The sequence below is a fragment of the Phenylobacterium sp. CCH9-H3 genome (assembly GCF_001557235.1).
Lineage (GTDB): Bacteria > Pseudomonadota > Alphaproteobacteria > Caulobacterales > Caulobacteraceae > Phenylobacterium.
Genome location: NZ_LSJI01000074.1, coordinates 1 through 23,590, shown reverse-complemented (window position 1 = coordinate 23,590; position 23,590 = coordinate 1). Strand labels below are relative to the sequence as shown.

24 protein-coding genes and 1 pseudogene are annotated in these 23,590 nt (G+C 70.4%); 15 read left to right on the top strand and 10 right to left on the bottom strand.

From position 1 onward, the window contains the following. From AX721_RS06340 to phnD, 4 genes are all read left to right on the top strand, one after another. Positions 1-1,642: TonB-dependent receptor (locus AX721_RS06340; protein ID WP_156467039.1), on the top strand; the 1,642-nt coding region annotated here is incomplete at its 5' end. After that, positions 1,636-3,174, top strand: a complete 1,539-nt coding sequence (locus AX721_RS06335; protein WP_082765286.1) for an alkaline phosphatase — start codon at positions 1,636-1,638, stop codon at positions 3,172-3,174. The genes AX721_RS06340 and AX721_RS06335, both read left to right, overlap by 7 nt. After that, on the top strand, positions 3,167-3,943 hold the full coding sequence (locus AX721_RS06330) for a hypothetical protein (RefSeq protein WP_068875170.1): 777 nt from the start codon (positions 3,167-3,169) through the stop codon (positions 3,941-3,943). The genes AX721_RS06335 and AX721_RS06330 overlap by 8 nt, the downstream gene beginning before the upstream one ends. After that, positions 3,940-4,926, top strand: coding sequence for a phosphate/phosphite/phosphonate ABC transporter substrate-binding protein (phnD, locus tag AX721_RS06325; RefSeq protein WP_068875169.1), 987 nt, complete (start codon positions 3,940-3,942; stop codon positions 4,924-4,926). Before AX721_RS06330 ends, phnD begins: the two co-directional genes overlap by 4 nt. A gap of 105 nt (positions 4,927-5,031) precedes the next feature. Here the strand turns inward: phnD and AX721_RS06320 are convergent, their stop codons facing one another. Continuing rightward, the gene (locus tag AX721_RS06320) at positions 5,032-5,451 is read right to left on the bottom strand and encodes a PaaI family thioesterase (RefSeq protein WP_068875168.1); all 420 of its coding nucleotides are present in this window, start codon (positions 5,449-5,451) and stop codon (positions 5,032-5,034) included. Positions 5,452-5,455: 4 nt separating this feature from the next. Continuing rightward, a complete protein-coding gene (locus tag AX721_RS06315) occupies positions 5,456-5,896 on the bottom strand; it encodes a PaaI family thioesterase (protein WP_068875167.1) in 441 nt (146 codons plus the stop codon). A gap of 86 nt (positions 5,897-5,982) precedes the next feature. On the opposite strand from AX721_RS06315, the gene AX721_RS06310 reads away from it, so the two are divergent. Both AX721_RS06310 and AX721_RS06305 read left to right on the top strand, forming a co-directional pair. After that, positions 5,983-6,990 (top strand): ligase-associated DNA damage response exonuclease, encoded by a 1,008-nt coding sequence (locus AX721_RS06310; protein WP_068875166.1) that lies wholly within the window; start codon positions 5,983-5,985, stop codon positions 6,988-6,990. A gap of 5 nt (positions 6,991-6,995) precedes the next feature. Beyond that, complete coding sequence (locus AX721_RS06305; RefSeq protein ID WP_068875165.1) at positions 6,996-8,618, top strand: cisplatin damage response ATP-dependent DNA ligase; 1,623 nt, start codon at positions 6,996-6,998, stop codon at positions 8,616-8,618. 10 nt (positions 8,619-8,628) lie between these two features. On the opposite strand, the gene AX721_RS06300 is transcribed toward AX721_RS06305, so the two are convergent. After that, positions 8,629-9,150: an HAD-IIIA family hydrolase gene (locus AX721_RS06300; protein ID WP_082765287.1), complete on the bottom strand. Its 522-nt coding sequence runs from the start codon at positions 9,148-9,150 to the stop codon at positions 8,629-8,631. Positions 9,151-9,304: 154 nt separating this feature from the next. Between AX721_RS06300 and AX721_RS06295 the strand changes: the two genes are divergently transcribed. From AX721_RS06295 to argE, 3 genes are all read left to right on the top strand, one after another. Then, the gene (locus tag AX721_RS06295; RefSeq protein WP_068875163.1) at positions 9,305-10,513 is read left to right on the top strand and encodes a threonine ammonia-lyase; all 1,209 of its coding nucleotides are present in this window, start codon (positions 9,305-9,307) and stop codon (positions 10,511-10,513) included. A gap of 12 nt (positions 10,514-10,525) precedes the next feature. Next, positions 10,526-11,032, top strand: a complete 507-nt coding sequence (locus AX721_RS06290; protein ID WP_068875162.1) for an FKBP-type peptidyl-prolyl cis-trans isomerase — start codon at positions 10,526-10,528, stop codon at positions 11,030-11,032. 188 nt (positions 11,033-11,220) lie between these two features. Next, positions 11,221-12,387 (top strand): acetylornithine deacetylase, encoded by a 1,167-nt coding sequence (gene argE / locus AX721_RS06285; protein ID WP_068875161.1) that lies wholly within the window; start codon positions 11,221-11,223, stop codon positions 12,385-12,387. A gap of 53 nt (positions 12,388-12,440) precedes the next feature. Here the strand turns inward: argE and AX721_RS28545 are convergent. After that, positions 12,441-12,563 (bottom strand): annotated as a pseudogene (locus AX721_RS28545) (zinc-binding dehydrogenase); the annotation flags it as partial. Positions 12,564-12,727: 164 nt separating this feature from the next. Here AX721_RS28545 and AX721_RS06280 point away from each other — a divergent pair. The 3 genes from AX721_RS06280 to AX721_RS06270 are packed head-to-tail and all read left to right on the top strand — an operon-like array spanning position 12,728 to position 14,519. Next, a complete protein-coding gene (locus tag AX721_RS06280) occupies positions 12,728-13,231 on the top strand; it encodes a helix-turn-helix domain-containing protein (RefSeq protein ID WP_068875160.1) in 504 nt (167 codons plus the stop codon). Then, entirely contained in the window at positions 13,228-13,821 is a 594-nt protein-coding gene (locus AX721_RS06275) for a 2-hydroxychromene-2-carboxylate isomerase (RefSeq protein WP_068875159.1), read from the top strand. Before AX721_RS06280 ends, AX721_RS06275 begins: the two co-directional genes overlap by 4 nt. Then, complete coding sequence (locus tag AX721_RS06270) at positions 13,821-14,519, top strand: SDR family NAD(P)-dependent oxidoreductase (protein WP_068875158.1); 699 nt, start codon at positions 13,821-13,823, stop codon at positions 14,517-14,519. Before AX721_RS06275 ends, AX721_RS06270 begins: the two co-directional genes overlap by 1 nt. Before the next feature lie 30 nt (positions 14,520-14,549). Here the strand turns inward: AX721_RS06270 and AX721_RS06265 are convergent, their stop codons facing one another. Next, the gene (locus AX721_RS06265; RefSeq protein WP_068875157.1) at positions 14,550-15,593 is read right to left on the bottom strand and encodes a glycosyltransferase family 2 protein; all 1,044 of its coding nucleotides are present in this window, start codon (positions 15,591-15,593) and stop codon (positions 14,550-14,552) included. Between the two features lie 33 nt (positions 15,594-15,626). Between AX721_RS06265 and rfbC the strand changes: the two genes are divergently transcribed. Then, entirely contained in the window at positions 15,627-16,178 is a 552-nt protein-coding gene (gene rfbC / locus AX721_RS06260) for a dTDP-4-dehydrorhamnose 3,5-epimerase (protein ID WP_068875156.1), read from the top strand. Here rfbC and queG read toward each other — a convergent pair. The 4 genes from queG to AX721_RS06240 form a co-directional block, all read right to left on the bottom strand. Next, positions 16,175-17,299, bottom strand: coding sequence for a tRNA epoxyqueuosine(34) reductase QueG (gene queG, locus AX721_RS06255; protein WP_068875155.1), 1,125 nt, complete (start codon positions 17,297-17,299; stop codon positions 16,175-16,177). The two genes, rfbC and queG, sit on opposite strands and share 4 nt — an antisense overlap. After that, complete coding sequence (locus tag AX721_RS06250) at positions 17,280-17,969, bottom strand: glutathione S-transferase family protein (RefSeq protein ID WP_068875154.1); 690 nt, start codon at positions 17,967-17,969, stop codon at positions 17,280-17,282. The genes queG and AX721_RS06250 overlap by 20 nt, the downstream gene beginning before the upstream one ends. 99 nt (positions 17,970-18,068) lie before the next feature. Continuing rightward, a complete protein-coding gene (locus AX721_RS06245; protein WP_068875153.1) occupies positions 18,069-18,995 on the bottom strand; it encodes a cation diffusion facilitator family transporter in 927 nt (308 codons plus the stop codon). 56 nt (positions 18,996-19,051) lie between these two features. Then, positions 19,052-20,125, bottom strand: coding sequence for a citrate synthase/methylcitrate synthase (locus AX721_RS06240; protein WP_068875152.1), 1,074 nt, complete (start codon positions 20,123-20,125; stop codon positions 19,052-19,054). An 80-nt stretch (positions 20,126-20,205) separates the two neighbouring features. On the opposite strand from AX721_RS06240, the gene AX721_RS06235 reads away from it, so the two are divergent. Then, positions 20,206-21,393, top strand: a complete 1,188-nt coding sequence (locus tag AX721_RS06235) for a citrate synthase (protein WP_068875151.1) — start codon at positions 20,206-20,208, stop codon at positions 21,391-21,393. Between the two features lie 157 nt (positions 21,394-21,550). Continuing rightward, the gene (locus AX721_RS26700; protein ID WP_082765558.1) at positions 21,551-21,991 is read left to right on the top strand and encodes an endonuclease domain-containing protein; all 441 of its coding nucleotides are present in this window, start codon (positions 21,551-21,553) and stop codon (positions 21,989-21,991) included. A 56-nt stretch (positions 21,992-22,047) separates the two neighbouring features. Here AX721_RS26700 and AX721_RS06225 read toward each other — a convergent pair. Then, positions 22,048-23,590, bottom strand: a 1,543-nt coding sequence (locus AX721_RS06225) for a glutamate synthase-related protein (protein WP_255373639.1), incomplete at its 5' end; no start/stop codon positions are given.

The window sequence follows — 23,590 nt, the reverse complement described above, 5'->3', positions numbered from 1 at the left end:
GACCGGCGGTGTTGCTCGCAACGTCGAGGCCCGCCAGGACCTGCGCACCGAGTACAAGGAAAAGTCGATCTCCAGCTTCCAGCTCGGCGCGGAGCACGAGCGGGGTCCCTGGCGGATCGAATACGACGTCTCCTGGGGCTACAACGAGCTGATCGAGCCCAACGAGCTGTGGCTGTTCCGGGGCGGCGCGGCCACCGTCGATTTCGACATGCAGCCGCTGCTCTACACCGCCACGCCTCGGAATCTGGCGGCGAGCGACCTGGGCTTCCGGCAGTACACCGTCCAGGACGAGAGCGGCGAGGAGACCAACAAGGCCGCCCGCTTCGATCTGCGCCGCGACATCGACATCGGCGAGGACAGCTTCTTCAAGATCGGCGCGAAGATTCGCGAGACCGACAAGAAGTTCGACGGCCGCACCGACATCTACGAGCGCGGCACGACGGCCAACCGCTTCACCCTGGCCGACTTCGGTCTCCAGGGCCCGAACATGGACGTGTCCCTGGGCGAGGCGACCTATGTGAACCAGTTCGTGATCGACGAGGAGGCCATCAAGGCCTTCACCGCGGCGAACCTGGGCGGTCCGCGCATCGTGCGCAACAATTCGACCAGCCTCTCGAACGACACGCTCAGCGACTACAGCCTGACGGAGCGCGTCATGGCCGGCTACGCCATGGCCAATATCGACTTCGGCGCGGTGAGCGTCCTCGCCGGCTGGCGGGTGGAGCGGACCGAGACGGACGTCCGCGGCTTCCTGCTCAGCGGTGGCCTGGTCAAGCCGGTGACCCGGTCGGGCGAATACACCGACTTCCTGCCGAACCTGCACCTGCGCTGGGAGCCGCGCGAGGACGTCGTGGTCCGCGCCGCCTACACCCACACTATCGGTCGGCCGCAGTATCCGCAGCTGCGTCCGGGCGGCCTGCTGACCGTCGTGACCAATCCGGACGGCACGTTGGACGGCGAGCTTTCCGAGGGCAACGTGGGTCTGAAGCCGTTCCGGTCCGAGAACTTCGACGTGTCGGTGGAGTGGTACTTCGCCCCGGGTGGCCTCGTCTCGGCGGGCGCGTTCCTAAAGCGGATCGAAGACCCCATCTTCAGCTTCCGCGAAACCCAGACCGGCGTGACGCTGGATGGCCGCACCTTCACCCGCCTGGCCTACACCCAGCCGCGCAACGCCGAGGACGGTGAGATCCGGGGGCTGGAGCTGCAGTACCAGCAGCAGTTCACCTTCCTGCCCGGTCTCTGGAGCGGCTTCGGGGTGTCGGGCAACGTCACCCTCACCGACTCCGAACTGAACGTTCCGGGCCGGGGCGAGCTGCCGTTCCTCGGCCAATCCGACCTGCTCTGGGGCGCCCAGCTCTTCTACCAGAAGGGTCGGATCGAGGCGGCGCTGTCGTACCACCACACGGGCAAGGCCCCGCAGTCCATCGGCAGCGACGCCGACGCCGATACCTTCGATGACGACTACCGCCGGCTGAACGCCAAGGTAAGCTATGCGGTGACCGATCGCATCGAGGTGTTCGTGGACCTGCAGAACCTGACCGACGAGAAGCTGCGCGAGTACCAGGGCGGCCACAAGGATTGGCTGACCAACTACGAGCGCTACAAGCGCACGTACTACGTGGGCCTTTCCGCCCGGTGGTAGACGGCTCGACCCGCCGCCGCCTGCTCTGGCAGGCGGCCGCCATGGCCGGGGCGGCCCTGACGCCAGCGGCCTGGACGCCGGCGCTCGCTCAGGCGCGGCTGGCCGACTATCCGTTCCGCGTGGGGATCGCCTCGGGCGAGCCCGAGCCCGACGGCGTCGTGCTGTGGACCCGGCTGGTCGTCGATCCCCAGGCGATGGATGGCGGCCTGGGCGCGGCGCAGGTCCGCGTGGGCTGGGAGATCGCCGAGGACGAGGGCCTGCGCAAGGTCGTGCGGCGTGGTCGGGCTCTGGCCGTCGCCGAAGCCGGCCATTCGGTCCACGTCGAGGTCGGGGGCCTCAAGCCGGACCGCCGCTACTTCTACCGCTTCACCGCCGGCGGCCACGCCAGCCCGGTGGGCCGCACCCGGACGGCGCCGCAGCCGGGGGCCCAGGTCGACCGGCTGCGGATCGCGTACGGCTCCTGCCAGAAGTACGAGTCCGGCTTCTACGCGGCGCACGCGCACATGGCCCAGGAAAACCCCGATCTGGTCCTCTTCCTGGGCGACTACATCTACGAGAAGGCCGCGGCCAAGGAGGCGGTGCGGCTCCACCCGCCGGTCGAAGCCCGCGACCTCGCCAGCTACCGGCAGCGCTACGCCTGGTACAAGGCCGACGCCGACCTTCAGGCGGCCCACGCCGCGGCGCCCTGGGTGGTCATGTGGGACGACCACGAGGTGGCCAACGACTACGGCGGCGACCAGGACCGCACCAATCCGCCGGTCGCCCAGTTCCTGCAGCGCCGGGCCGCCGCCTATCAGGCCTACTACGAGAATATGCCCCTTCGCCGGGCCGTGAAGCCGGTGGGCCCGGACATGCGCCTCTACAGGGCCATGGACTGGGGGCGGCTGGCGCGGCTCGCGATCCTCGACGACCGCCAGTTCCGGGCGCCCCGCAGCTGCGACGCCCAGTCGAACGGCAAGCTGATCCCCGCCGCGTGCCCCGAGCGCAGCGATCCAAAGCGTTCGCTGCTGGGCGAGCGGCAGGAGGCCTGGCTGTCGGGCCAGCTGCGCGACACGCCCGCCCGCTGGAATCTCCTGGGCCAGCAGACCCTGGTGAACGAGGTGATCACGCCGGACGGCCGGGTCAGTAACGACGGCTGGGACGGCTACGCCCAGACCCGCCGCCGCGTCCTGGAAGGCTGGCGCGACCACAAGGTGTCCAACCCGGTGGTGCTGGGCGGCGACGTGCACACCTTCTTCGCGGCCGACCTGTCGCTGGAGCCGGGCGGCAAGCCGATCGCCAGCGAGTTCGTCGGCGGGTCCATCACATCGTTCGGCCGCTCACGCGAGATCGTCCGGGGCATGATGAACATCAACCCCCAGATCAAGTTCGGCGACGGCGACACCCGCGGCTACGGCCTGGTGGACATCACCGCCCGCGAATGCGCGGTCACCTTCCGCGGGGTGGAGAACGCCCTCGCGCCCAGGTCGCCGATCCGCGATTTGGCGAAGTTCGTGGTCGAGGACGGCAGGGCGGGGTTGAACAATGCTTGAGCTCCTGGCCGCCGCCGTCCTGGCGCTGAGTCCGGCCGAGACGCTGTCGCGCCTGCCGGCGCCCGAGGCGAACCAGGGCGTGGCGGTGGACCCGGCCTTCATCCACGCGGTCGATAACTCCACCATCGCCAAGTACGACCGCGCCACCGGCCAGAAGGTGGGCACCTGGGCGGGCGACCCGGCGACCTTCCCACACCTGAATTCCTGCGCCGTCATGGGGCCAGAACTGGTCTGCGCCAGCTCGAACTATCCCAGCCTGCCGATGCAGGGCTCGGTGGAGGTGTTCGACCCCGCGGCCATGACGCATCTGCGCTCCATCGCCATCTCGCCGCAGCCCGGGTCGCTGACCTGGGTCGACCGGCGGGCCGACGGCTGGTGGGCCTGTTTCGCCAACTACGACGGCCGCGGCGGCCAGCCGGGCCGCGACCACCGCTTCACCACCCTCCTGCGCTACGACGACAAGTGGAAGGTCACCGGCGTCTGGACCTTCCCCGACAGCGTGCTGGCCCGGTTCAAGCCCAGGAGCTCCTCCGGCGGAGCCTGGGGCGCGGACGGCCGCCTGTACGTCACCGGCCACGACCTGCCGGAGGTCTATGTCCTGGAGCTGCCGCGGATCGGCTCGGTCCTGAAGCACGTGGCGACGATCCCCGTGGCGGTGGAGGGGCAGGCCATCGCGTTCGACCGCAGCGCCGATCGGGTGCTGTTCGGGATCAGCCGGGCGAAACGCGAGGTGGTGGCCATGAAGCTGCCGCCGGTGGAGGCGAAATGAACCGCAGACTGATCCTCGCCCTTGCCGCCGCCGCGCTCCTGGCCGGCTGTGGCCAGTCCCAGCCGGCGGCCGAGCGCAAGGAGATCGTCTTCTCGATCCTGTCGGCCGAGAGCCAGACCAGCGCCGAGGCCGACTGGGCGCCCTTCCTCGCCGACATGTCCAAGGCCCTCGGCCGGCCGGTGAAGGCGTTCTACGGCTCGAACTACACGGCCCTGATCGAGGCGATGCGGTTCAAGCAGACCGACCTCGGCTGGTTCACCAACCAGTCGGGCCTCGAGGCCGTGCGGCGCGCGAACGGCGAGGTCTTCGCCCGCTCGGTGAACCCCAGCGGCATCGACGGCTACGAGGCGGTGGTCATCGTCAAGGCCGGCTCGGGCCTGACCCTCGACCGCATCCTGAAGTGCGACCGGACGCTGAACTTCGGCATGGGCGATCCGAAGTCCACCTCCGGCACCCTGGCGCCGATGACCTACCTGTTCGCGCCGCGAAACCTCGATCCGTCCAACTGCTTCAAGACCGTCCGCTCCGCCAACCACGAGACCAACCTGTTCTCGGTCTCCGGCGGCCTGCTGGACGCGGCCACCAACAACACCGCCTCCATGGACCGGCTGAAGCTGCTGGACACCGATGTGGCGCGCAACACGCTGAAGAACGTCGAGATCGTCTGGCGCTCGCCTCGGATTCCGGAAGATCCGCTGGTCTGGCGGAAGGACCTGGACCCGGCGCTGCGCAAGAAGCTCGGCGACTTCATCTTCGGCTACGGCGTCGGCGACACCCCCGAGGCGGCCCGCCAGCGCGCGGTCCTGGAGAAGATCCAGACCAAGCCCTTCATCGCCGCCGACGACAGCCACCTGATTCCGGTGCGCGAGATGGAGGCCACTGGCCAGCTCATCGAGGCCCGCAACCGCAAGGACGCCGCCGCCGAGGCCAAGGCCCAGGCGGCGCTCAGTCAGATCGCAACCGAGCGGGCGGCGGCGAACTAGCCCCCTCTCGCTTCGCGAGCTCCCCCAATGGGGGAGCATCTTGCGCGCCAGGACCTCCCCCTTTGGGGGAGGTCCCGAAGGGGGAGGGGGTTTCCGCCGGAGCGCCTAGTCCTCGTTCCGCATCAGGAAGTGCCCCGTCAGGCCGGCGATGGGCTGCGACCGGCTGTCCTGCCAGGCCTCCACCTGCACGTTGGCCACGCGGCGGCCCACCTTGCGCAGGACGGCGCGGGCGTAGGTGTCCTGGGCCCGGCCCGAGCGCAGGTACTCGATGGTGATGTCGATGGTCTTGGGCACCCGCCGGCCGGGCTGGGCCAGCGACAGCTGCGCCAGGGCGGTCAGCTCCATGAAGCCGCCCAGCGCCCCGCCGTGCAGGGCCGGCAGGATCGGGTTGCCGATCAGCGTCCGCTGGAACGGCAGCACGGCGGTCATCTCGTCGCCCGCGAGCTCCACGCGCATGCCGAGGAAGCGGACGTAGGGCACCTTCTGGAGAAAGGCGTCGAGGCTTTGGATTGCGGTGTCCTCCATCGGCTCAGTCCTTCAGCGGCTGGGCGCGGGTGTTGAGCATGAAGGCCGCCTGGGCCGTGGCCACCAGGTCGCCGCGCTCCACGTCCCAGGCCTCGGCCCGCACGAAGCCGATGGTCCGGGTGAGGCGGTAGGCGTGCGCCTCGGCGGTGACGCCTGCGCGCGGCGCGGCCGGCCGCAGGTAGTCGATCCGCAGGTCCAGCGTCGCAATGGGGGTGAGCTCCCCCATCGCCGAATTGATCGCCAGGCCGCAGGTATGGTCGATCAGCGCCGTGACCACGCCCGAGGCGATCACCCCGGTCTCGGGGTCGCCCACCAACTCCTCGCGCCAGGGAGCGGACATCGTCCCGCGGCCCTTCTCGATGGAAACCAGCGAGAGCCCCAGCGCGTCGGCGTGGGGCGCCATCAGCATCCGCTCGGGCAGCGGGGCGGTGTTGAAGTCGGACATGTCACCGGCCTAGGGACTGAGAGCCGGGGAAGTCAATGATCCTGGGCCTGGGCGGAGCCTTCGCCGCGCCCCTACATTGTTGAGCGATGATCCGCCCCCAGGACCTGCTCTGCCCCAAGCCCGAGGGCCTCTACTGCGCCCCCGGCGACTTCTACATCGACCCCGTCCGGCCGGTGGGTCGCGCCGTGATCACCCACGGCCACGCCGACCACGCCCGCGCCGGCCACGGGGCGGTGCTGGCGACGCCGCAGACCCTGGACATCATGGGCGAGCGGTATGGCGCCGACTTCGCCCGGGCGCGGCAGGCGGCCGCCTACGGCGAGGTCGTGGCCCGCGACGAGGTGGAAGTGACCTTGGTCCCCGCCGGCCATGTCCTCGGATCCGCCCAGGCCGTCGTGCGGTGGAAGGGCCTGACCATGGTGGTCAGCGGGGACTACAAGCGTCGCCGGGACCCGACATGCCCGCCCTTCGAGCCCGTCCCCTGCGACGTCTTCATCTCGGAGGCGACCTTTGGCCTGCCGGTCTTCCGCCACCCCGACGACCGAGACGAGATCGCCCGCCTCCTGCGCTCGGTCGCCCAGTTCCCGGAACGCAGTCACATCGTCGGCGCCTATGCCCTGGGCAAGGCCCAGCGGATCATCCGCCTGCTGCGCGAGGCCGGCTGGGACCGGATCATCTACGTCCACGGCGCCCTGGAGCGCCTGAACGCCCTCTATGAGCGCCACGGCGTCGACCTCGGCCCGCTGGCTCCGGCCACCACGGCGAAGAAGGCCGAGTTCGCCGGCCAGATCATCGTCGCCCCGCCCTCGGCCATGCAGGACCGCTGGAGCCGCCGCTTTCCCGAGCCCGTCGCCGCCTTCGCCTCCGGCTGGATGCAAATCCGCGCCCGGGCCCGCCAGAAGGGCGTGGAGCTGCCCCTCGTCATCTCCGACCATGCCGACTGGGACGAATTGACCGCCACGGTCGACGAGCTTCGGCCGGGGGAGCTCTGGATCACCCATGGTCGGGAGGAGGCCCTGGCCCGCTGGGCGAGCCTCCACGACATCCCGGCCCGGGCGTTGGCGCTGGTGGGCTACGAGGACGAGGAGGAGTAGGACCGGTGCGCGCCTTCGCCGAACTGCTCGACCGGCTGTCGCTGACGTCCTCGCGGAACGCCAAGCTGACGATGGTGCGCGACTACCTGCGCGATACGCCCGACCCGGACCGCGGCTGGGCCCTGGCGGCCCTCACCGGCGACCTCAGCTTCGACACCGCCAAGCCGGCGTTCATCCGCAAGGCGGTGGAAGAGCGGATGGATCCGCAGCTCTTCCGCTGGAGCTACGACTATGTGGGCGACCTGGCGGAGGCGGTCTCCCTGGTCTGGCCCGCGCGGCCCGGCGCCAACCGCGAGCCGGAGCTCAGCGAGGTGATCGAGGCCCTGCGCACCGCGACGCGCCCGGAGGTCCAGCGGCTGATCGAGGGCTGGCTGGACGCCATGCGCGAGCCGCGCGAACGCTGGGCCCTCTTGAAGCTGATGACGGGGGCGTTGCGGGTCGGCCTGACCGCCCGCCTCGCCAAGCGTGCGGCCGCGGAGATGGGCGGCGTCGATCCGGCCGAGATCGAGGAGCTGTGGCACGCCCTGCACCCGCCGTATGAGGACCTCTTCGCCTGGCTGGAGGGCCGCTCCGACAAGCCGTCCGCGGAGAACCCGGCCCGCTTCCGGCCGGTGATGCTGGCCCAGGCCATCGACGAGGCGGTGGACTTCGCCAAGCTGGACCCCGCCGACTATGCTGCGGAGTGGAAGTGGGACGGCATCCGCGTGCAGGCGGCGCACGAGGGCGGCCTGCGCCGGCTCTACACCCGCACCGGCGACGACATCTCCCGCACCTTCCCCGACATCCTGGATGCGCTGGACGACGAGGGGGTGATCGACGGGGAACTGCTGGTGATCCGGTATGGCCGGGTCGCGCCGTTCGCCGACCTGCAGCAGCGGCTGAACCGAAAGACGGTGGATGCGAAGCTGATGGCCGCCTACCCGGCCGCGATCCGCGCCTACGACCTGCTGCAGGACGGCCCCGACGACACCCGCGGGCTGCCGCTCGCCGAACGGCGCCGGCGGCTGGAGGCCTTCGTGGCGCGACAGGCCAGCGCGCGCATCGACCTGTCGCCCATGCGGCCGTTCGTCACCTGGGCCGAGCTCGCCGACCTGCGCGCCGCCCCGCCGGAGGGCGATCCCCAGGTCGCCGAAGGCCTGATGCTGAAGCGCTGGGACGCGCCCTACGTCGCCGGGCGGCCCAAGGGGCCGTGGTTCAAGTGGAAGCGCGACCCGTTCCTGATCGACGCGGTGCTGATGTACGCCCAGCGCGGCCACGGCAAGCGGTCCAGCTTCTACTCCGACTACACCTTCGGCGTCTGGAACGCGGACGAGCTCGGCCAGCGGGCGCTGACGCCGGTGGGCAAGGCCTATTTCGGCTTCACCGACGAGGAGCTGCTGCAGATCGACAAGTTCGTCCGCGACAATACGGTCGAGCGGTTCGGCCCCGTCCGCTCGGTCCGCGCCGAACCGCACAAGGGCCTGGTTTTCGAGGTGGCGTTCGAGGGCCTGCAGCGTTCGACCCGGCACAAGTCGGGCGTCGCCATGCGCTTTCCCCGCATCAGCCGCATCCGCTGGGACAAGCCGCCGGGCGAGGCCGACGAACTGGAAGCGCTGGAGCGGCTGCTGGTGCAGATGGAGAGCCGCTGACCGACAGCTCTCAGGGCAGCAGATCTTCCTTGGCCAGGAAGGCCTTGAGGTCGCCACCCTCGAACAGCGCCGCGCGTATGCCAGCTCTGAGCGCGGCCTCCAGGTCGGACGGCTTGTCGCCGATCAGCAGCGAGGCCTCCGCATCGATCGGCCAGTCCTGCAGCGCCTGCAGGATCATCCCCGGATTCGGCTTGCGCAGCGGCGGGTCGGGGTGGCGATAGGCTTCCACCGGCGCCTCCGGGTGTTGGGGGGCGTGATAGAAGGCGTCGATCCGCCCGCCGGCCTGCGCCAAGTCGGCCTGCATCTGGGCGTGCAGGGCGTGCATCTCGTCTTCGGAATAATAGCCGCGGCCGACGCCGGACTGGTTCGTCACCACGATCACCAGCCAGCCGGCTCGGTTGAACGCCGCCACCGTCTCGCGGGCGCCGGGGATCCAGCGGAAATCCTCCCAGCGATAGACGTAGCCGCGATCCTCGTTGAGCACGCCGTCGCGGTCGAGGAACAGGGCGGGTCGGGTGAGGGGATCGGGCACGGGGGCGATCATACCGGCTGGCGGGCGGGGCGAGTTTTCAGAAAGCCTGATTCCGGGCCGATGGTCGCGGCCTAAGGCCTTCCGGCTCCGCTGCATTGCGGCAGAGCCTTGCCGTCGTTAGGTTGCGCGCCTTTCCGAACAGCCGGCCGCGCCCATGACCCTCGCCTTCGACGATATCCTTGCCGCACAGGCGCGGTTGAAGGGTCATATCGAGCGCACGCCGTGCCGCTTCTCCAAGACCCTGTCCGACATCACGGGCGCCCAGGTGTGGGTGAAGTTCGAGAACCTCCAGTTCACGGCGGCCTACAAGGAGCGCGGCGCGCTCAACAAGCTGCTGCAGCTGGGCGAGAACGTGCGCTCGCGGGGCGTGATCGCCGCCTCGGCCGGCAACCACAGTCAAGGCCTGGCCTATCACGCCGCCCGGCTGGGCATCCCCGTGACCATCGTCATGCCCAAGGGCACGCCCTTCGTGAAGGTCCAGCAGACCCGCGCCCACGGCGCCGAGGTGGTGATCGACGGCGACGGCTACGACGAGGCCTCGGCCACCGCCCGCAAGCTCTGCGACGAACGCGAGCTGACCTTTGTCCACCCGTTCAACGACGAGGACGTCATGGCCGGGCAGGGCACCGTGGCCCTGGAGATGCTGGAAGACGTGCCGGACCTGGAGGTCCTGCCGGTCCCCATCGGCGGCGGCGGCCTGATCGCCGGCATGGCCACGGCGGCCAAGCACCTGAAGCAGGACATCCAGGTGATTGGCCTGGAGCCGGCCATGTTCCCCTCGTTCACCGCCAAGATGCGCGGCGTCCAGATGGCCCAGAACGGCGGCGGCGCCACCATCGCCGAGGGCATCGCCGTCAAGGCCGTGGGCGACCTCAGCTATGCCGTGGCTCGGCCGCTGCTGGACGACGTGCTGCTGATCGAGGAGCCGTTCTTCGAGCGGGGCATCGCGCTCTACTGCAATGTCGAGAAGACGGTGGTGGAGGGCGCCGGCGCGGCGTCCCTGGCAGCCCTGCTGGCCTATCCCGAACGGTTCCGCGGCAAGAAGTGCGGCCTGGTGATCACCGGCGGCAACATCGACACTCGCCTGCTGGCCTCGGTGCTGACGCGCGAGCTGGTGCGCGAAAGCCGGATCGTCAGCCTGCGGATCATCGGCGACGATCGCCCCGGCCTGCTGGCCAATGTCTCGGCGATCATCGGCCAGATGGGCGCCAACATCATCGAGGTGGCGCACAACCGCCTGGCGCTGGACGTGCCGGCCAAGGGCGCCGAGTTCGACGTGATGATCGAGACCCGCGACGCCCAGCACACCCAGGAGGTGATGGACGCCCTGCGGGAACGCGGCTACCCGCCGCGCGTCGTCTGAGGACCTGACACGATGAAGCGCACCCTGACCTTTCTGGCCGCCGCCCTGGCGCTCGCCGCCTGCCAGCCCAAGGCCGGCAAGGATGCGGCCGCGGCCCCGACCGAACAATCGGCCGCCAGCAAGGCGTTCATGGACAAGACCGCCAAGGAAGCGGGCGTGAAGGTCCTGCCGTCCGGCCTGGCCTACAAGGTCGTGCGCTCCGGCCCCGAGACGGGCCTGAAGCCCCAGCTCACCGACGAGGTGAAAGTCCACTACGAAGGCAAGCTCGAGGACGGCCAGGTCTTCGACAGCTCGTACGAGCGCGGCCAGCCCGCCGCCATGCCGCTGCGGGGCCTGATCCCCGGCTGGCAGGAGGCGCTGCAGCTCATGCGCCCCGGCGACGAGTGGATCCTCTACGTCCCCTCGAACCTGGGCTACGGCAACGACCCGGCCGGCCAGATCCCGCCCGGCTCGCCCCTGATCTTCAAGATCGAGCTCATCGACGTCCTGCCCGGCCCGGGCCGCATCCAGCAGGGCTAGCACCTCCTCAAATGTCATCCCGGTTTTGGCGCAGCCAAGGACCGGGACCCCGATCTGTTGCGCTCCCGTCTGCGCGCGGCGGCGCAGCCTTGGCTATTCCTTCACCGAAACGCATCGAGGTCCCGGTCTTCCGCCTTCGGCGAAAACCGGGGTGACACAGCGGGAGTGGAAAGGGCTATGCCTAGGCGATGAGCGCCGATCTCTATCCCGTTGCCCGTGCCCTGCTGGCCAAGCTCGTCAGCTTCGACACCACCTCGCGCGGCTCGAACCTCGAACTCGTCGAATGGGTCGAGGGCTATCTCGACGGCCTCGGCGTGCCGCACCGCCGGGTGCCGAACGCGGACGGCTCCAAGTCCAACCTCATGGCCGCCATCGGTCCAGCCATCGCGGGCGGCGTCGTGCTGTCCGGCCATACCGACGTGGTGCCGGTGGATGGCCAGCCCTGGACCAGCAACCCGTTCGAGCTGACGCAGAAGGGCGAGCGGCTCTACGGCCGCGGGACCTGCGACATGAAGGGCTTCCTGGCCCTGGCCCTGGCCGCCGCGCCGGAATTGGCCAAGGTGGCGAAGAAGCCGGTGCACCTGGCCTTCTCCTACGACGAGGAGATCGGCTGCCTGGGCGCCCCCAGCATGATCGAGGTCATCCGCCGGGAGGTCCCCGCGCCGGCGGTGGTGGTGGTCGGCGAGCCCACCAACATGGAGGCGGTGAACGGCCACAAGGGCATCGCCACCTTCCACGTCACCGTCACCGGCCGCGAGTGCCACTCCAGCCAGCCGCACCTGGGCGTCTCGGCGGTGATGGAGGCGGTCAAGCTGATGAGCTCGCTGAACCAGCTCTCGGCGCGCCTGTGGGACGAGGCCGACCCCGCCTCGCCATTCACGCCCAAGGGGCCGACGCTGACCATCGGCATGGTCAATGGCGGCACGGCTCACAACATCATCGCTCGCGAGTGCCACTTCGTCTTCGACGTCCGCTCGCCCGGACCGCGCACGCCGGAAGAGATCGTGGCGCCGTTCCTGGCCGAGTGCGCGGCGATGGACGCGGCGCTTAAGGCCCGCGCCCCCGAGGCCGGCGTGGTGGTCGAGCTGCGCACCAACGTGCCGCCGTTCCGGCCCGAGCCGGACGGCGCGGCCGAAGCCTTCGCCCGCCGCATGGCCGGCGACAACGGCCCGCCCCGCGTCGTCGCCTTCGCCGCCGAGGCCGGCCAGTTCCAGCAGGCCGGCTTCTCCACCGTCATCTGCGGCCCCGGCTCCATCGACCAGGCTCACCAGCCGGACGAATACGTGGAGATCGCCCAGCTGCAACGCGGCGCGCTCTTCATGCGCCGATTGATCGATTGGGCCAGCGAGGGGTGAGGACCCCGCCACACCTTGGGTCTGATGCCTCTGCCGCACGGGCCAGATTGAGATCAGGCCAGCAACACGATCTTCCCGGCCACGGACCGTGCCTCGAGAGCCCGATGCGCCTTCGCCTCCTCGCGCAGAGGGAACGTCGCGCCGACCAGCGGTGACCGCGCGCCGTCGCCAACAAGCCTGGAACACCGTGGCCGGTCCTATTCGGGGCCGCGCATCTCTAAGCCGTCATCATTCGGCCCCCTTCGAACCTGCGGCCGCGAAGTGAACGACTGTGCGCTTTCTCCTTGCCATCGGGTTCGCGTCGAGTCACTCTAATGATTAGAGTAACAGAGTTCAGGTCATGAAATCCAAGTCCTTCGCAGGGATGCGCTGCTCGATCGCCGGAGCGCTGGAGGCGATCGGGGACCGGTGGGCCATTCTCGTGCTGCGCGATCTGGCGTTCGGTCTGCGCCGCTACGACGACCTGCGGGCCAGCCTGGGAATCCCGACGACCACATTGGCCGCGCGGCTGAAGCATCTTGAGGCAAACGGATTGGTCGAGCGCGTGCGCTACCAGCACCGGCCGCCGCGCGACGAGTACCGCCTGACGGAAAAGGGCCGCGGTCTGTGGAAGGTGACCACGGCGTTGCGCGAATGGGGCGATCGCTGGGACGCGTCGGGCTACGGGGCGCCGACCGTAGAGGTCGTGGACCGCCGCACCGGCCGCGAGTTGCAGCTGGCGCTTGTCGACCCTGAGACCGGGCAGACGGTGCCGCGCGAGCAGATCCAATACCGCCCGGGGCCCGGGGCCGACGACATCGTCCGTGGGCTCCTCAATCGCATTGACGAGGGAGACGCCGCATGACCCGACGCCTGGAGTTCTTTTTCGATTTCCGCAGCCCTTACAGCTACCTGGCAAACAGCCAGCTCGAGCGCCTCGACGCCGAGGTGACCTACCGGCCGCTGGAGATCGTCGAACTGATGAAGCAGGTGGGCAATGTCCCCACCAGCATCGTCTGCAAGCCGAAGAACCGCTACCTCGGCGCGGACCTCCGGCGCTGGGTCGCGATCTATGGCGTCCCGTTTCAGCCGCATCCGGAGATGGGCAGGATCGACGCCCGCCGCCTGCTCCGCGCGGTGCTGGCGGCGGATGAGTCGGGCCAGGCGCGCGAGGCGGTCGGCGCGCTCTTCACCGCCTTCTGGGGCATCCCGGCGCCGCTGGCCACGCCGGCCGACGTCGTCGCGGTGCTGAACGGCGCCGGCGTCGGCGACGCGGGCCTGACTTCGCGGATCGACGATCCCGCGCTGGACGAGGCGCTGGATGAGGCCACCGCGGCGGCCGTGGAGCGCGGCGTCTTCGGCGCGCCTGTCATGTTCGTGGGCGAAGAGATGTTCTTCGGAAACGATCGGCTCGATTTCGTGCGTAGCGCCCTGGCGCGGCAGGAGGCGGCGTGATGCCCGCGACAGCCAAACCGCTGGCCCTGGTGACGGGGGTCGGACCCGGAACCGGCGCGGCGATCGCTCGCCGGTTCGCCGACGGCGGCTACCGCGTGGCCATGCTGGCCCGCGACGCCGACAGGCTGGCGGCCCTTCAGGCGGAAATTCCGGACTCGGTGGCCTGTCCCTGCGACGTCACCGACGTCGCCGCGCTCGAACGCGTGCTCGGCCAGATCGGCGCCCCCAAGGTAGTGGTCCACAACGCCGTCGGCGGCGCCTTCGGGACCTATCTCCAGGTGGATCCCGCGGCGCTCCAGCGCAATTTCGAGATCAACGCCATGGCGCTGATGCACCTCGCGCGGATGACGACGCCGGCGATGGTCGCCGCCGGCGAGGGCGCGATGATGGTCACCGGCAACACCTCGGCCCTGCGCGGGCGCGCCAACTTCCCGGCCTTCGCACCGACCAAGGCCGCGCAGCGCATCCTGGCGGAATCGCTCGCCCGGGACCTGGGCCCCAAGGGCGTGCACGTCGCCTATCTCGTGATCGACGCGGTGATCGACGTGCCCTGGGCCCGCGAAATGATGAAGGACAAGCCGGACGACTTCTTCATCCAACCCGCCTCGATCGCCGCGGAGATCTTCCACCTCGCGCACCAGCCGCGCGACGCCTGGTCCTTCCTGGCCGAGGTGCGTCCCTTCCACGAGCCCTGGTAGGCGCGGGGCGGCTCCCGACGCTGCCAGGCGTCAGGCGGAAGGGCGGGCCGAGGGCCTGAGCGGTCGGATCACCGGGCGGCGGCCTGAGAGGTCCTTCGGGTTCCAGGTCATCGCCCCCGCCACCTGCGCCAGGCTCGCCTTCCGCCGCTTCTGCACCGCGGCTCGCGTGCGGAACATCTTCGGCGCCCCGGCGAAAGCCGCCGCCACGGCCCGCAGGATCAGGCGAATGTGCGGGCGGTTGTCCTTCTTCAGGTAGATCAGCACCAGCGACGCCAAGTGCAGCGGAACCACCAGCGGCAGCAGGACGGCCGGGGTGTTCTTGAACAGCACCCAGAAGCGGTTGCGCGTGCCGTGAAACACCGCGAACTCCGATTTGCGGCCGCCTGACGAAGCCGAGCCCACGTGGTGGATGGTGGCGTCGGGGACCAGCAGGGTCGGCTCGCCGGCGAGCTGCAGGCGATAGCCCAGGTCCACGTCCTCGCCGTAGCAGAAGAAGTCCTCGTCGAAGCCGCCCAGGTCCAGGAACAGCCGACGGTCGATCATCATCGCCGCGCCGCAGGGACTGAACACCTCGCCTTCGCGCGCCTGGCCCTGGTCCGGGTTCAGATAGCCGCCGCGATAGGGGATGCCGGTGATGCTCATCACATCGCCCAGCCCGTCCAGCAGCCCCGGCTCGCCCTCCACCATCTGGCGCGAGGTGAAGGAGGAAACGCGGGGATGGCGCTGCGCCGCCGCGACCAGCTTCGCCAGCCAGTCGGGTTCGGCATAGGCGTCTGGGTTGAGCAGCACGTACCAGCGGCCGCGACCCTCGCGGGCGCCCTGGTTGCCGGCGCCGGTGAAGCCCAGGTTCTTCGCATTGCGGATCAGCCGCACCCACGGAAACTCCGCCGTGATCGCCGCATCGCCCGGATCGGGCGAATCGTTGTCGATCACCAGGGCTTCGAAATCGCGGAACGTCTGGGCGCCCAGACGCTGCAGGCAGGTGCGCAGCGTCGGCCCGGAGTTGTAGGCGATCACGCAGACGGTCACCTGCGGCGGGTGTTCGGCCTTGTCTTCGTCATCCTGCTGCGCCATGCGACAGCTACATCCCACACGATCCGGAAGCCCATGACGATCACGCCGCTCGCCATCCCCGACGTCCTGCTTATCACGCCGAAGCGCCATGGCGATGCGCGGGGCTGGTTCTCAGAGACCTGGAGCCAGAAGGCCCTGGCCGGCACCGTGGCCGACACCACGTTCGTCCAGGACAACCAGGCCTTCAGCTCCATCAAGGGGATCATCCGCGGCCTGCACTTCCAGAAATCCCCGAATGCGCAGGGCAAGCTGATCCGGGCGCTACGGGGCGCGATCTTCGACGTGGCGGTGGATGTGCGGCCGGGCTCGGCCACCTACGGCCAATGGGTCAGCGCCGAGCTGACCGCCGAGGGTGGCGAGCAGCTCTGGGTGCCCCGCGGCTTCGCCCACGGCTACTGCACCCTGACCGCAGAGTGCGAGATCTTCTATAAGGTCGACGCGCCCTACTCGCCGGGCGACGAGGGCGGGATCATCTGGAACGACGCGGACCTGGGCATTCCCTGGCCCCTGGACGGCGAGCCGCTGCTCTCCGACAAGGACACCAAGCTCCCGCGCCTGAAGGACCTGGGTCCGGTCAGCTTCTAGGCGGCCCATTCTTGGGCCACGTCGGGATCGGCCTCCGCGGCGGCCCGTCCCGTCCGCAGCGCCGCAAAGCTCGCCGGGTCCACCAGCCGGGACAGCGCCCAGACGGCGGCGCCGCGCACCAGCGGCGAAGGGTCGTCCAGCAGCCGCCGGGCTTCGGCGGCGAGCGCCGGGTCGCCGGAGTTGCCGATGGCGTACAGCACGTTGCGGACGAAACGGTCGCGACCGATGCGCTTCACGGGGTTCTTCGAGAACAGCGTCCGGAACGCCGCATCGTCCAGCCGCGCCAGCTCGGCCAGGGACGGCGCGGTCAGGGCCGCCCGGGCCGCCAGCGTCTGTTCGCGCCCGGCTTGCGCGAACTTGTTCCAGGGGCACACAGCGAGGCAGTCGTCGCAGCCGTAGATGCGGTTGCCCAGCGCCGCGCGGAACTCGCGCGGGATCGGCCCCTTCAGCTCGATGGTCAGGTACGAGATGCAGCGCCGGGCATCCAGCTGGTACGGCGCTGGGAAGGCGTTGGTCGGGCAGACGTCGAGGCAGGCCTGGCAGCTTCCGCAGCCGGCCATCTCCAGCGCGTCGGGCCTGAGCTCCAGCGTCGTCAGGATCGAGCCCAGGAACAGCCAGGACCCGTACTCACGGCTGACCAGGTTGGTGTGCTTGCCCTGCCAGCCCAGGCCCGCCCGCGCCGCCAGCGGCTTCTCCAGCAGGGGCGCGGTGTCGACGAACACCTTCAGCTCGCCGCCGAGCCGGGCCACCATCCAGCGCGCCAGCGCCTTCAGCCGCGCCTTGATCACCTCGTGGTAATCGTCGCCCTGGGCATAGACGCTGATCGCGCCCTGGTCCGGATGGGCCAGCACCTCAAGAGGATCGTGGCGCGGGCCGTAGTTCACTCCGAGCACGACGGCCGAGCGGGCGCCATCCCACATGGCTCGCGGATGCCGGCGCCGCGCCAGTGTCTCGGCCATCCAGGCCATCTCGCCGTGATGGCCCGCGTCCACGAACGCCGCCAGCCGCTCCGCCGCCGGCCAGGCCTCGTCGATGTCGGTGAAGCGGCAGAGGTCGAAGCCGAGCGCAGCCGCCTCGGCGCGGATCAGGTCTTCGGGCGCTTCAGAAGTCGAGGTCGTCATAGTGCCCGGCGGGGTGCAGGCCCGGCCAGCGGTCGTTGAGCAGCGGCCGGAACGCGGGCCGGGACTTCAGCTTCATGTACCACGTCTTCACGGCCGGGAACTCGCGCCACGGCATGTCGCCGAAATAGTCGATCACCGAGAAATGCGCCGCCGCCGCGAAGTCGGCCAGCGACAGCCGCTTGCCGGCGAGCCACTCCCGCGCTTGCAGCAGGTCGTCCAGCATGAAGAGGTGGGTCTTCAGCGCCTCCTTGCCCTGGCGCAGGTTGGCCAGTTGCGGCGCGCCCAGGCCCAGGAGCCGCTTCTCGATCTTCTCGTGCAGGATGTAGCCCGAGGCCTCGAACTCGAACTTGCGCTCGAACCAGGTGACCAGCCGCCGCGCCTCGGCCCGCTCGGCCGGGTCCGGCGCCAGCAGCGGCGGGTCGGGATAGGCGTCCTCCAGGTGACCCACGATGGCCAGCGGCTCGCAAAGCACCAGCGGCGCGCGCCCGGCCTCGGCCTCTACGAGTACGGGGACCATGCCCGACGGATTCAGCTTGGTCAGCTCCCGCGGCCGCTCCCAGTAGCGCACCGACACCTCCGCGAACGCCAACCGCTTCTCGCCCAGCGCCAGGCGCACCTGGCGCGAGGCCGGGTCGAGCGGGAAGTGGTGGAGAGTGCGTTCGACGGTCATCAGGGCATGTACGGAAAGGGCCGCGCCTCATACGCGAATCGGTGGGAGGTCAACAGACGACCTCGATCTTAAGGGCGCGTTTACTGCGTTGGCGGGCCTCTAGGATTCAGCGAACGCTCCGCCATGCGGTTCCGCCCGGCCGCGCGGATCGGCGTGGATGATGATGTCGGCGGCCGGGAAGGCGGCCAGGATCCGCTTCTCCGCCGCCACGATCACCGCGTGCGCCGCCTCCAGGGTCAGCTGCGGGTCGAGGTCGGCGTGCATCTGGATGTGGACATAGGGGCCCGAGGCGCGGGTGCGCAGCTGGTGCACATCGGTCAGGCGCGGATCCTCCGTCGCCAGGGCCACGATCTGGGCGCGTTCCTCATCCGGCAGCTCCCGGTCCATCAGCTGGCCGGACGCCTCGCGGAACACGCCCACGGCGCCCCACAGCAGCAGGGCGGCGATCACCAGCGCCGCCGCCGCGTCCAGGCCGTTGATCCCCAGCCAGGCCGAGGCGGCGATCCCGACCAGGGCGACGAGATTGGACGCCAGGTCCGTCGCATAGTGCGCCCGGTCGCCGGAGACGGCCACCGACGCCGTCCTGCGCAGCACGCGGGTCTGGGCCGTGATCAGGGCGCCCGTCAGCAGGGTCGAGACCGCCATCACCGCCACCGCCCAGCCTTCCTGTCGCAACGGATGTGGGTCCAAGAAGTCGCTCACCGCCTCGCGGGCGATCAGGGCGGCCGAGGCGAACACCAGCCCCGCCTGCAGCAGGCTGGCGAAGGCCTCGGCCTTGCCATGCCCGAACCGATGCTCGGCGTCCGGCGGAGCCACCGCGTAGCGAACGGCGAAGGCGGTCGCCAGCGAGGCCACGAGGTCCAGCCCGGAGTCCGCCATGGAGGCCAGCATGGCGGTGGAGCCCGAGACGATCCAGGCCGCCAGCTTGAGGGTCACCAGCACCGCCGCCGTCGCCACCGACAGCATCGTCACGCGCCGGGTCAGGACGGCGGTCTCGGCGGCGGTGAGGCGGGCGGGCTCGGCCATGGCTCCTAGTTAGCGCGGGCGATACGCGCCGCCAGCGCTAACGACTCGCAAGCCCCCTACGCCGCCTTGCGGGGCGCCGGCCCCACATAGACGCTGGCCGGCCGGATCAGCCGCCCGCCGGCGAGCTGTTCGCGCGCGTGGGCCAGCCAACCGGCCACCCGCCCCATGGCGAACACGCAGGTGAACGCGCTGGGCGGGAAGTCCAATGCCTCCAAAAGCAGCGCCGTATAGAACTCCACGTTGGTCTCAAGCGACCGGTCCGGCTTGTGCTCGCGCAGGATCGCCAGGGCGGCGGCCTCCACCGCCTCGGCGAACTCCAGCCGGCCCTGCCGTGCATCCAGCCACCGGACCGCCGTCTTCAAGGCGTCCGCCCGCGGGTCGCGCACCTTGTAGATGCGGTGGCCGAAGCCCATCAGCCGGTCGCCCCGGCCAAGGGCCGCCTCGATCCAGGCCCGGGCGTTCGCGGGCTCGCCGATCTCGTCCAGCATCTCGATCACCGGCCCCGGCGCCCCGCCGTGCAGCGGACCCTTCAGGGCGCTGATGCCCGCCAGCACCGCGGAGGTGAGGCCCGCCCGCGTGGACGCCACCACCCGGGCGGCGAAGGTCGAGGCGTTCAGCCCGTGGTCGCTGACGGTGACGAGGTAGGTGTCCAGCGCGTCGGCCTCGGCCTTGGACGGGTGCGCGCCGCGCAGCATGCGCAGGATGTCGACGCTGTGGCGCAGGGTTGGGTCGGGCTCCACCGGCGCGGCGCCGGCTTGGGCGCGGACCACGGCCGCCGTGAACACCGCCGGAGCCGCCAGGAGGCGGAAGGCCGTTCGCGCATCGTCGCCATCGGCCAGCCGGGCGGTCAGGGCGCGCATGGCCTCGATGGGCGTGCGGTCCAGGAGGCCGGTGTCCAGGGCCGAGACCTCGGCGAACACCTCGGCCCGGGCTCGACCCAGCGCCGCCCAGATGTCGGCGGGCAGATCGGGATAGAACCCACCGAACAGCAGGCCGACCACGTCCTCGAAGGTCGTGCGCCCGGCAAGTTCGTCGAGCGATCGGCCGCGGATGATCAGCCGGCCGTTCGCGCCGTCCACCTCGCTCAGCACGGTCTCGGCCGCCACGACGCCTTCCAATCCATCGGACATTTCAGCTCTCCAATTCATTGTCTGAACTTCAGAAATGCCTGCTGGACTGAAAGATCAAGATTGATCAATATGATCAATATATGCCATCCGCCGACTGGATCCCCGCCGAAGAAGCCCAGGCGCGGCTGAGCGTGCGCGCCCAGACGCTCTACGCGTATGTCAGCCGGGGCCGGGTCAGCGTCCGCCCCGACCCCGGCGATCCGCGCCGCAGCCTCTACCGGGCCGCCGACATCGCGGCCCTGGCCGAGCGCAAGTCCCGCAGCCGCAAGATCTCCGACGTGGCGGCGGGCGCCATTTCCTGGGGCGAGCCGGTTCTCGCGTCGGCCATCACCACGGTCAGCGGCGGGCGGCTCTACTACCGGGGGCGTGACGGCATCCGCCTGGCCGAGACCGAGACGCTGGAATCGGTGGCGCGGCTCCTGCGCGGCGGCCACGGGGCGGCGCTGAAGCGCACTGACAGGCCCCTGCCCCCCGCGGGGCCCGACATGCGGACGCGAGGCTACCTGGCCCTGGCGCTGCGCGCCGCGGCCGATCCGCCCGCCCGCGGCCGCGCGCCCCTGGCCCTGGCGGTGGAGGCGGCGACCCTGCTGGACGTCCTGACCGACGCCATCGCGGGCGAGGTGGGTGGCGGCGCCATCCACAACCGGCTGGCCATGGCCTGGGGGCAGGGGCCGGGCGGTCCCGGCGCCGACCTGATCCGCCGCATCCTGGTGCTGGTCGCCGACCACGAGCTCAACGCCTCGGCCTTCGCCGCCCGGGTCGCGGCCTCCACCGGGGCCTCCCTGGCGGCGGCCGCCCTCGCCGGGCTCGCCACCCTGTCCGGCCCGCGCCACGGCGGCGCCACCGCCGCGGTGCTCAAGTTCGCCGCCGAGGCGGCCCAGGCGGGTCCGCGCGAGGCCATCGCCGGCCGCCTCACCGACGACCGCGCCCTGCCGGGCTTCGGCCACAACCTCTATCCCGACGGCGATCCCCGGGCCGCGGCCCTCCTGGACCGCTTCGCCCCGCCGCCCGAACTCGCCCGACTGCAGGCCGCGGTGAAGGCGGTCACGGGCCTGGACCCCAACGTCGACTTCGCCCTCATCGCCGCCAGCCAGGCGCTCCGGCTCCCCCCCGACGCCCCCTTCGCCCTCTTCAGCGTCGCCCGCTGCGCCGGCTGGATCGCCCACGCCATCGAACAGGGCCAGACCGACAGCCTCATCCGACCCCGGGCGCGGTACGTGGGGCCGGAGCCTGAAAGCGTGGAAGTTCGGGCGCTTGCGAGGCGGTAGGAGCTTTCGCTTCGAGCGTTAGCCCCCTTCGGGACCCCCTCCAGGGGGGAAGACCTGACGCTGACCGGGGTGCTCCCCCTTTGGGGGAGCTCGCGAAGCGAGAGGGGGCTTTCATCCACGGCTTGTGTTCCTGCTATGTTCGCATCATGCTCCACGCATGTCCGCGCCCCGCCCAGTCCGCGACCGCGCCGCCTTCTACCGCCGCGCGATGAACCTCCCCGAAGTCGTCCTGTGGCGGGCGATCAAGAGCCGCAAACTGGCCGGCCTCCACTTCCGCCGCCAACACCCGATCGGCCCCTATATCCTGGACTTTTACTGCCACGCGGCGCGCCTGGCGGTCGAAGTCGACGGCCAAGGCCACGGCTTCGGCGATCGCCCTGATCGTGACGCCCGCCGCGACGCCTGGCTTCTCGCCCAAGGTGTCCGCACCCTCCGCATCCCGGCCTCCACGGTCCTCGAAGACGTCAACGCCGCCACGGGCTGGATCCTGAATGCCGTGGGCGAGGAGCACGTCATGGACGCCCAGTCCGCGAACCCCCGCCCCATCGGCGCGGTGCGCCGCTGGACCTCCCCCAGAGGGGGAGGACCTGACGATTAGGTGCTCCCCCTTTTGGGGGAGCTCGCGAAGCGAGAGGGGGCTTTCATCCCCAACGCTCAAGCCCGCTCGTGGACCCGCTCTTCCGCGTCGAGCACGTGGTCCAGCCGGCCGACCATCTCCTTCGGGCAGACCTGCCAGAAGCGCCCCACCGCCACATCCCAGTTGCGCAGCAGATCGCCGGCCAGGGCCGAGCCGGTCTCGCGGTGGTGCTCCTCCACCAGCGCCTTCAGCACGCCCTGCCAGTGCGCGCTTTCGGGCCGGCAGGTGACCACGCTCTCGGCGTTCAGCTGCCGGTGGAAGGCGCCCTCCGGGTCGTAGACGAAGGCCATGCCGCCGGTCATGCCGGCCGCGAAGTTGAAGCCCACCGGCCCCAGGATCACCGCCGTCCCGCCGGTCATGTACTCCAGCCCGTTCGCCCCACAGCCCTCGATCACCGCCGTGGCGCCGGAGTTCCGCACGCCGAACCGCTCACCCGCCAGGCCCGCCGCGAACAGCCGCCCCGAAGTCGCCCCGTACAGCACCGTGTTGCCGAGGATGGCGTTGCGGTGCGGCTGGGCCAGCTGCGGCGCCGGGCGGATCACGATGGTGGCGCCCGACAGTCCCTTGCCCACGTAGTCGTTGGCCTCGCCGGTCACCTCTAGCCTGAGGCCCTGCACCGCGAACGCGCCCAGGCTCTGGCCGGCCGAGCCCTTGAGCTGGACCGTCAGGTGGCCGGGCTGCAGGCCGTCCATGCCGAACTTGCGCACCATGTGCGAGGACGTCCGCGTGCCGATGGCGCGCGCCGTGTTCTGCACCGTGTAGGTGAGCTGCATCTTCTCCCCGCGCTCCAGCAGGGGCGCGGCGTCGCGGACGATCTGGGCGTCGAGCGTGTCGGGCACCTCGTTGCGGCCGGCCACGGTGCAATAGGGCTTGTTGGCGCCGGGATCGGCCTTCACCAGCAGCGGGTTCAGGTCCAGGTCGTCCAGATGCTCGCCGCCGCGGCTCACCTGCATGAGCAGGTCGGTGCGGCCCACCACGTCCTGCAGCGACCGCGCGCCGATCCGGGCCAGGATCTCGCGGACCTCCTCGGCGATGAAGGTGAAGAGGTTGATCACCTTCTCGGGCGTGCCGGCGAACTTGGCGCGCAGGGCCTCGTCCTGGGTGCAGACCCCCACGGGGCAGGTGTTCGAGTGGCATTGGCGCACCATGATGCAGCCCATGGCGATCAGGCTGGCCGTCCCGATCCCGAACTCCTCGGCGCCCAGCATGGCCGCGATCACCACGTCGCGCCCCGTGCGGATGCCGCCGTCGGCCCGCAGCCGCACGAAGTGGCGCAGGTTGTTCAAGGTCAGCACCTGGTGGGCCTCGGACAGGCCCATCTCCCACGGCCCGCCCGCGTGCTTGATCGAGGTCTGGGGCGAGGCGCCGGTGCCGCCGACGTTGCCGGAGATCAGGATCACGTCCGCCTTGGCCTTGGCCACGCCGGCGGCGATGGCGCCGATACCGGTCATCGACACCAGCTTCACCGTCACCCGGGCGTCGGGATTGATCTGCTTCAGGTCGTAGATGAGCTGGGCCAGGTCCTCGATCGAATAGATGTCGTGGTGCGGCGGCGGGCTG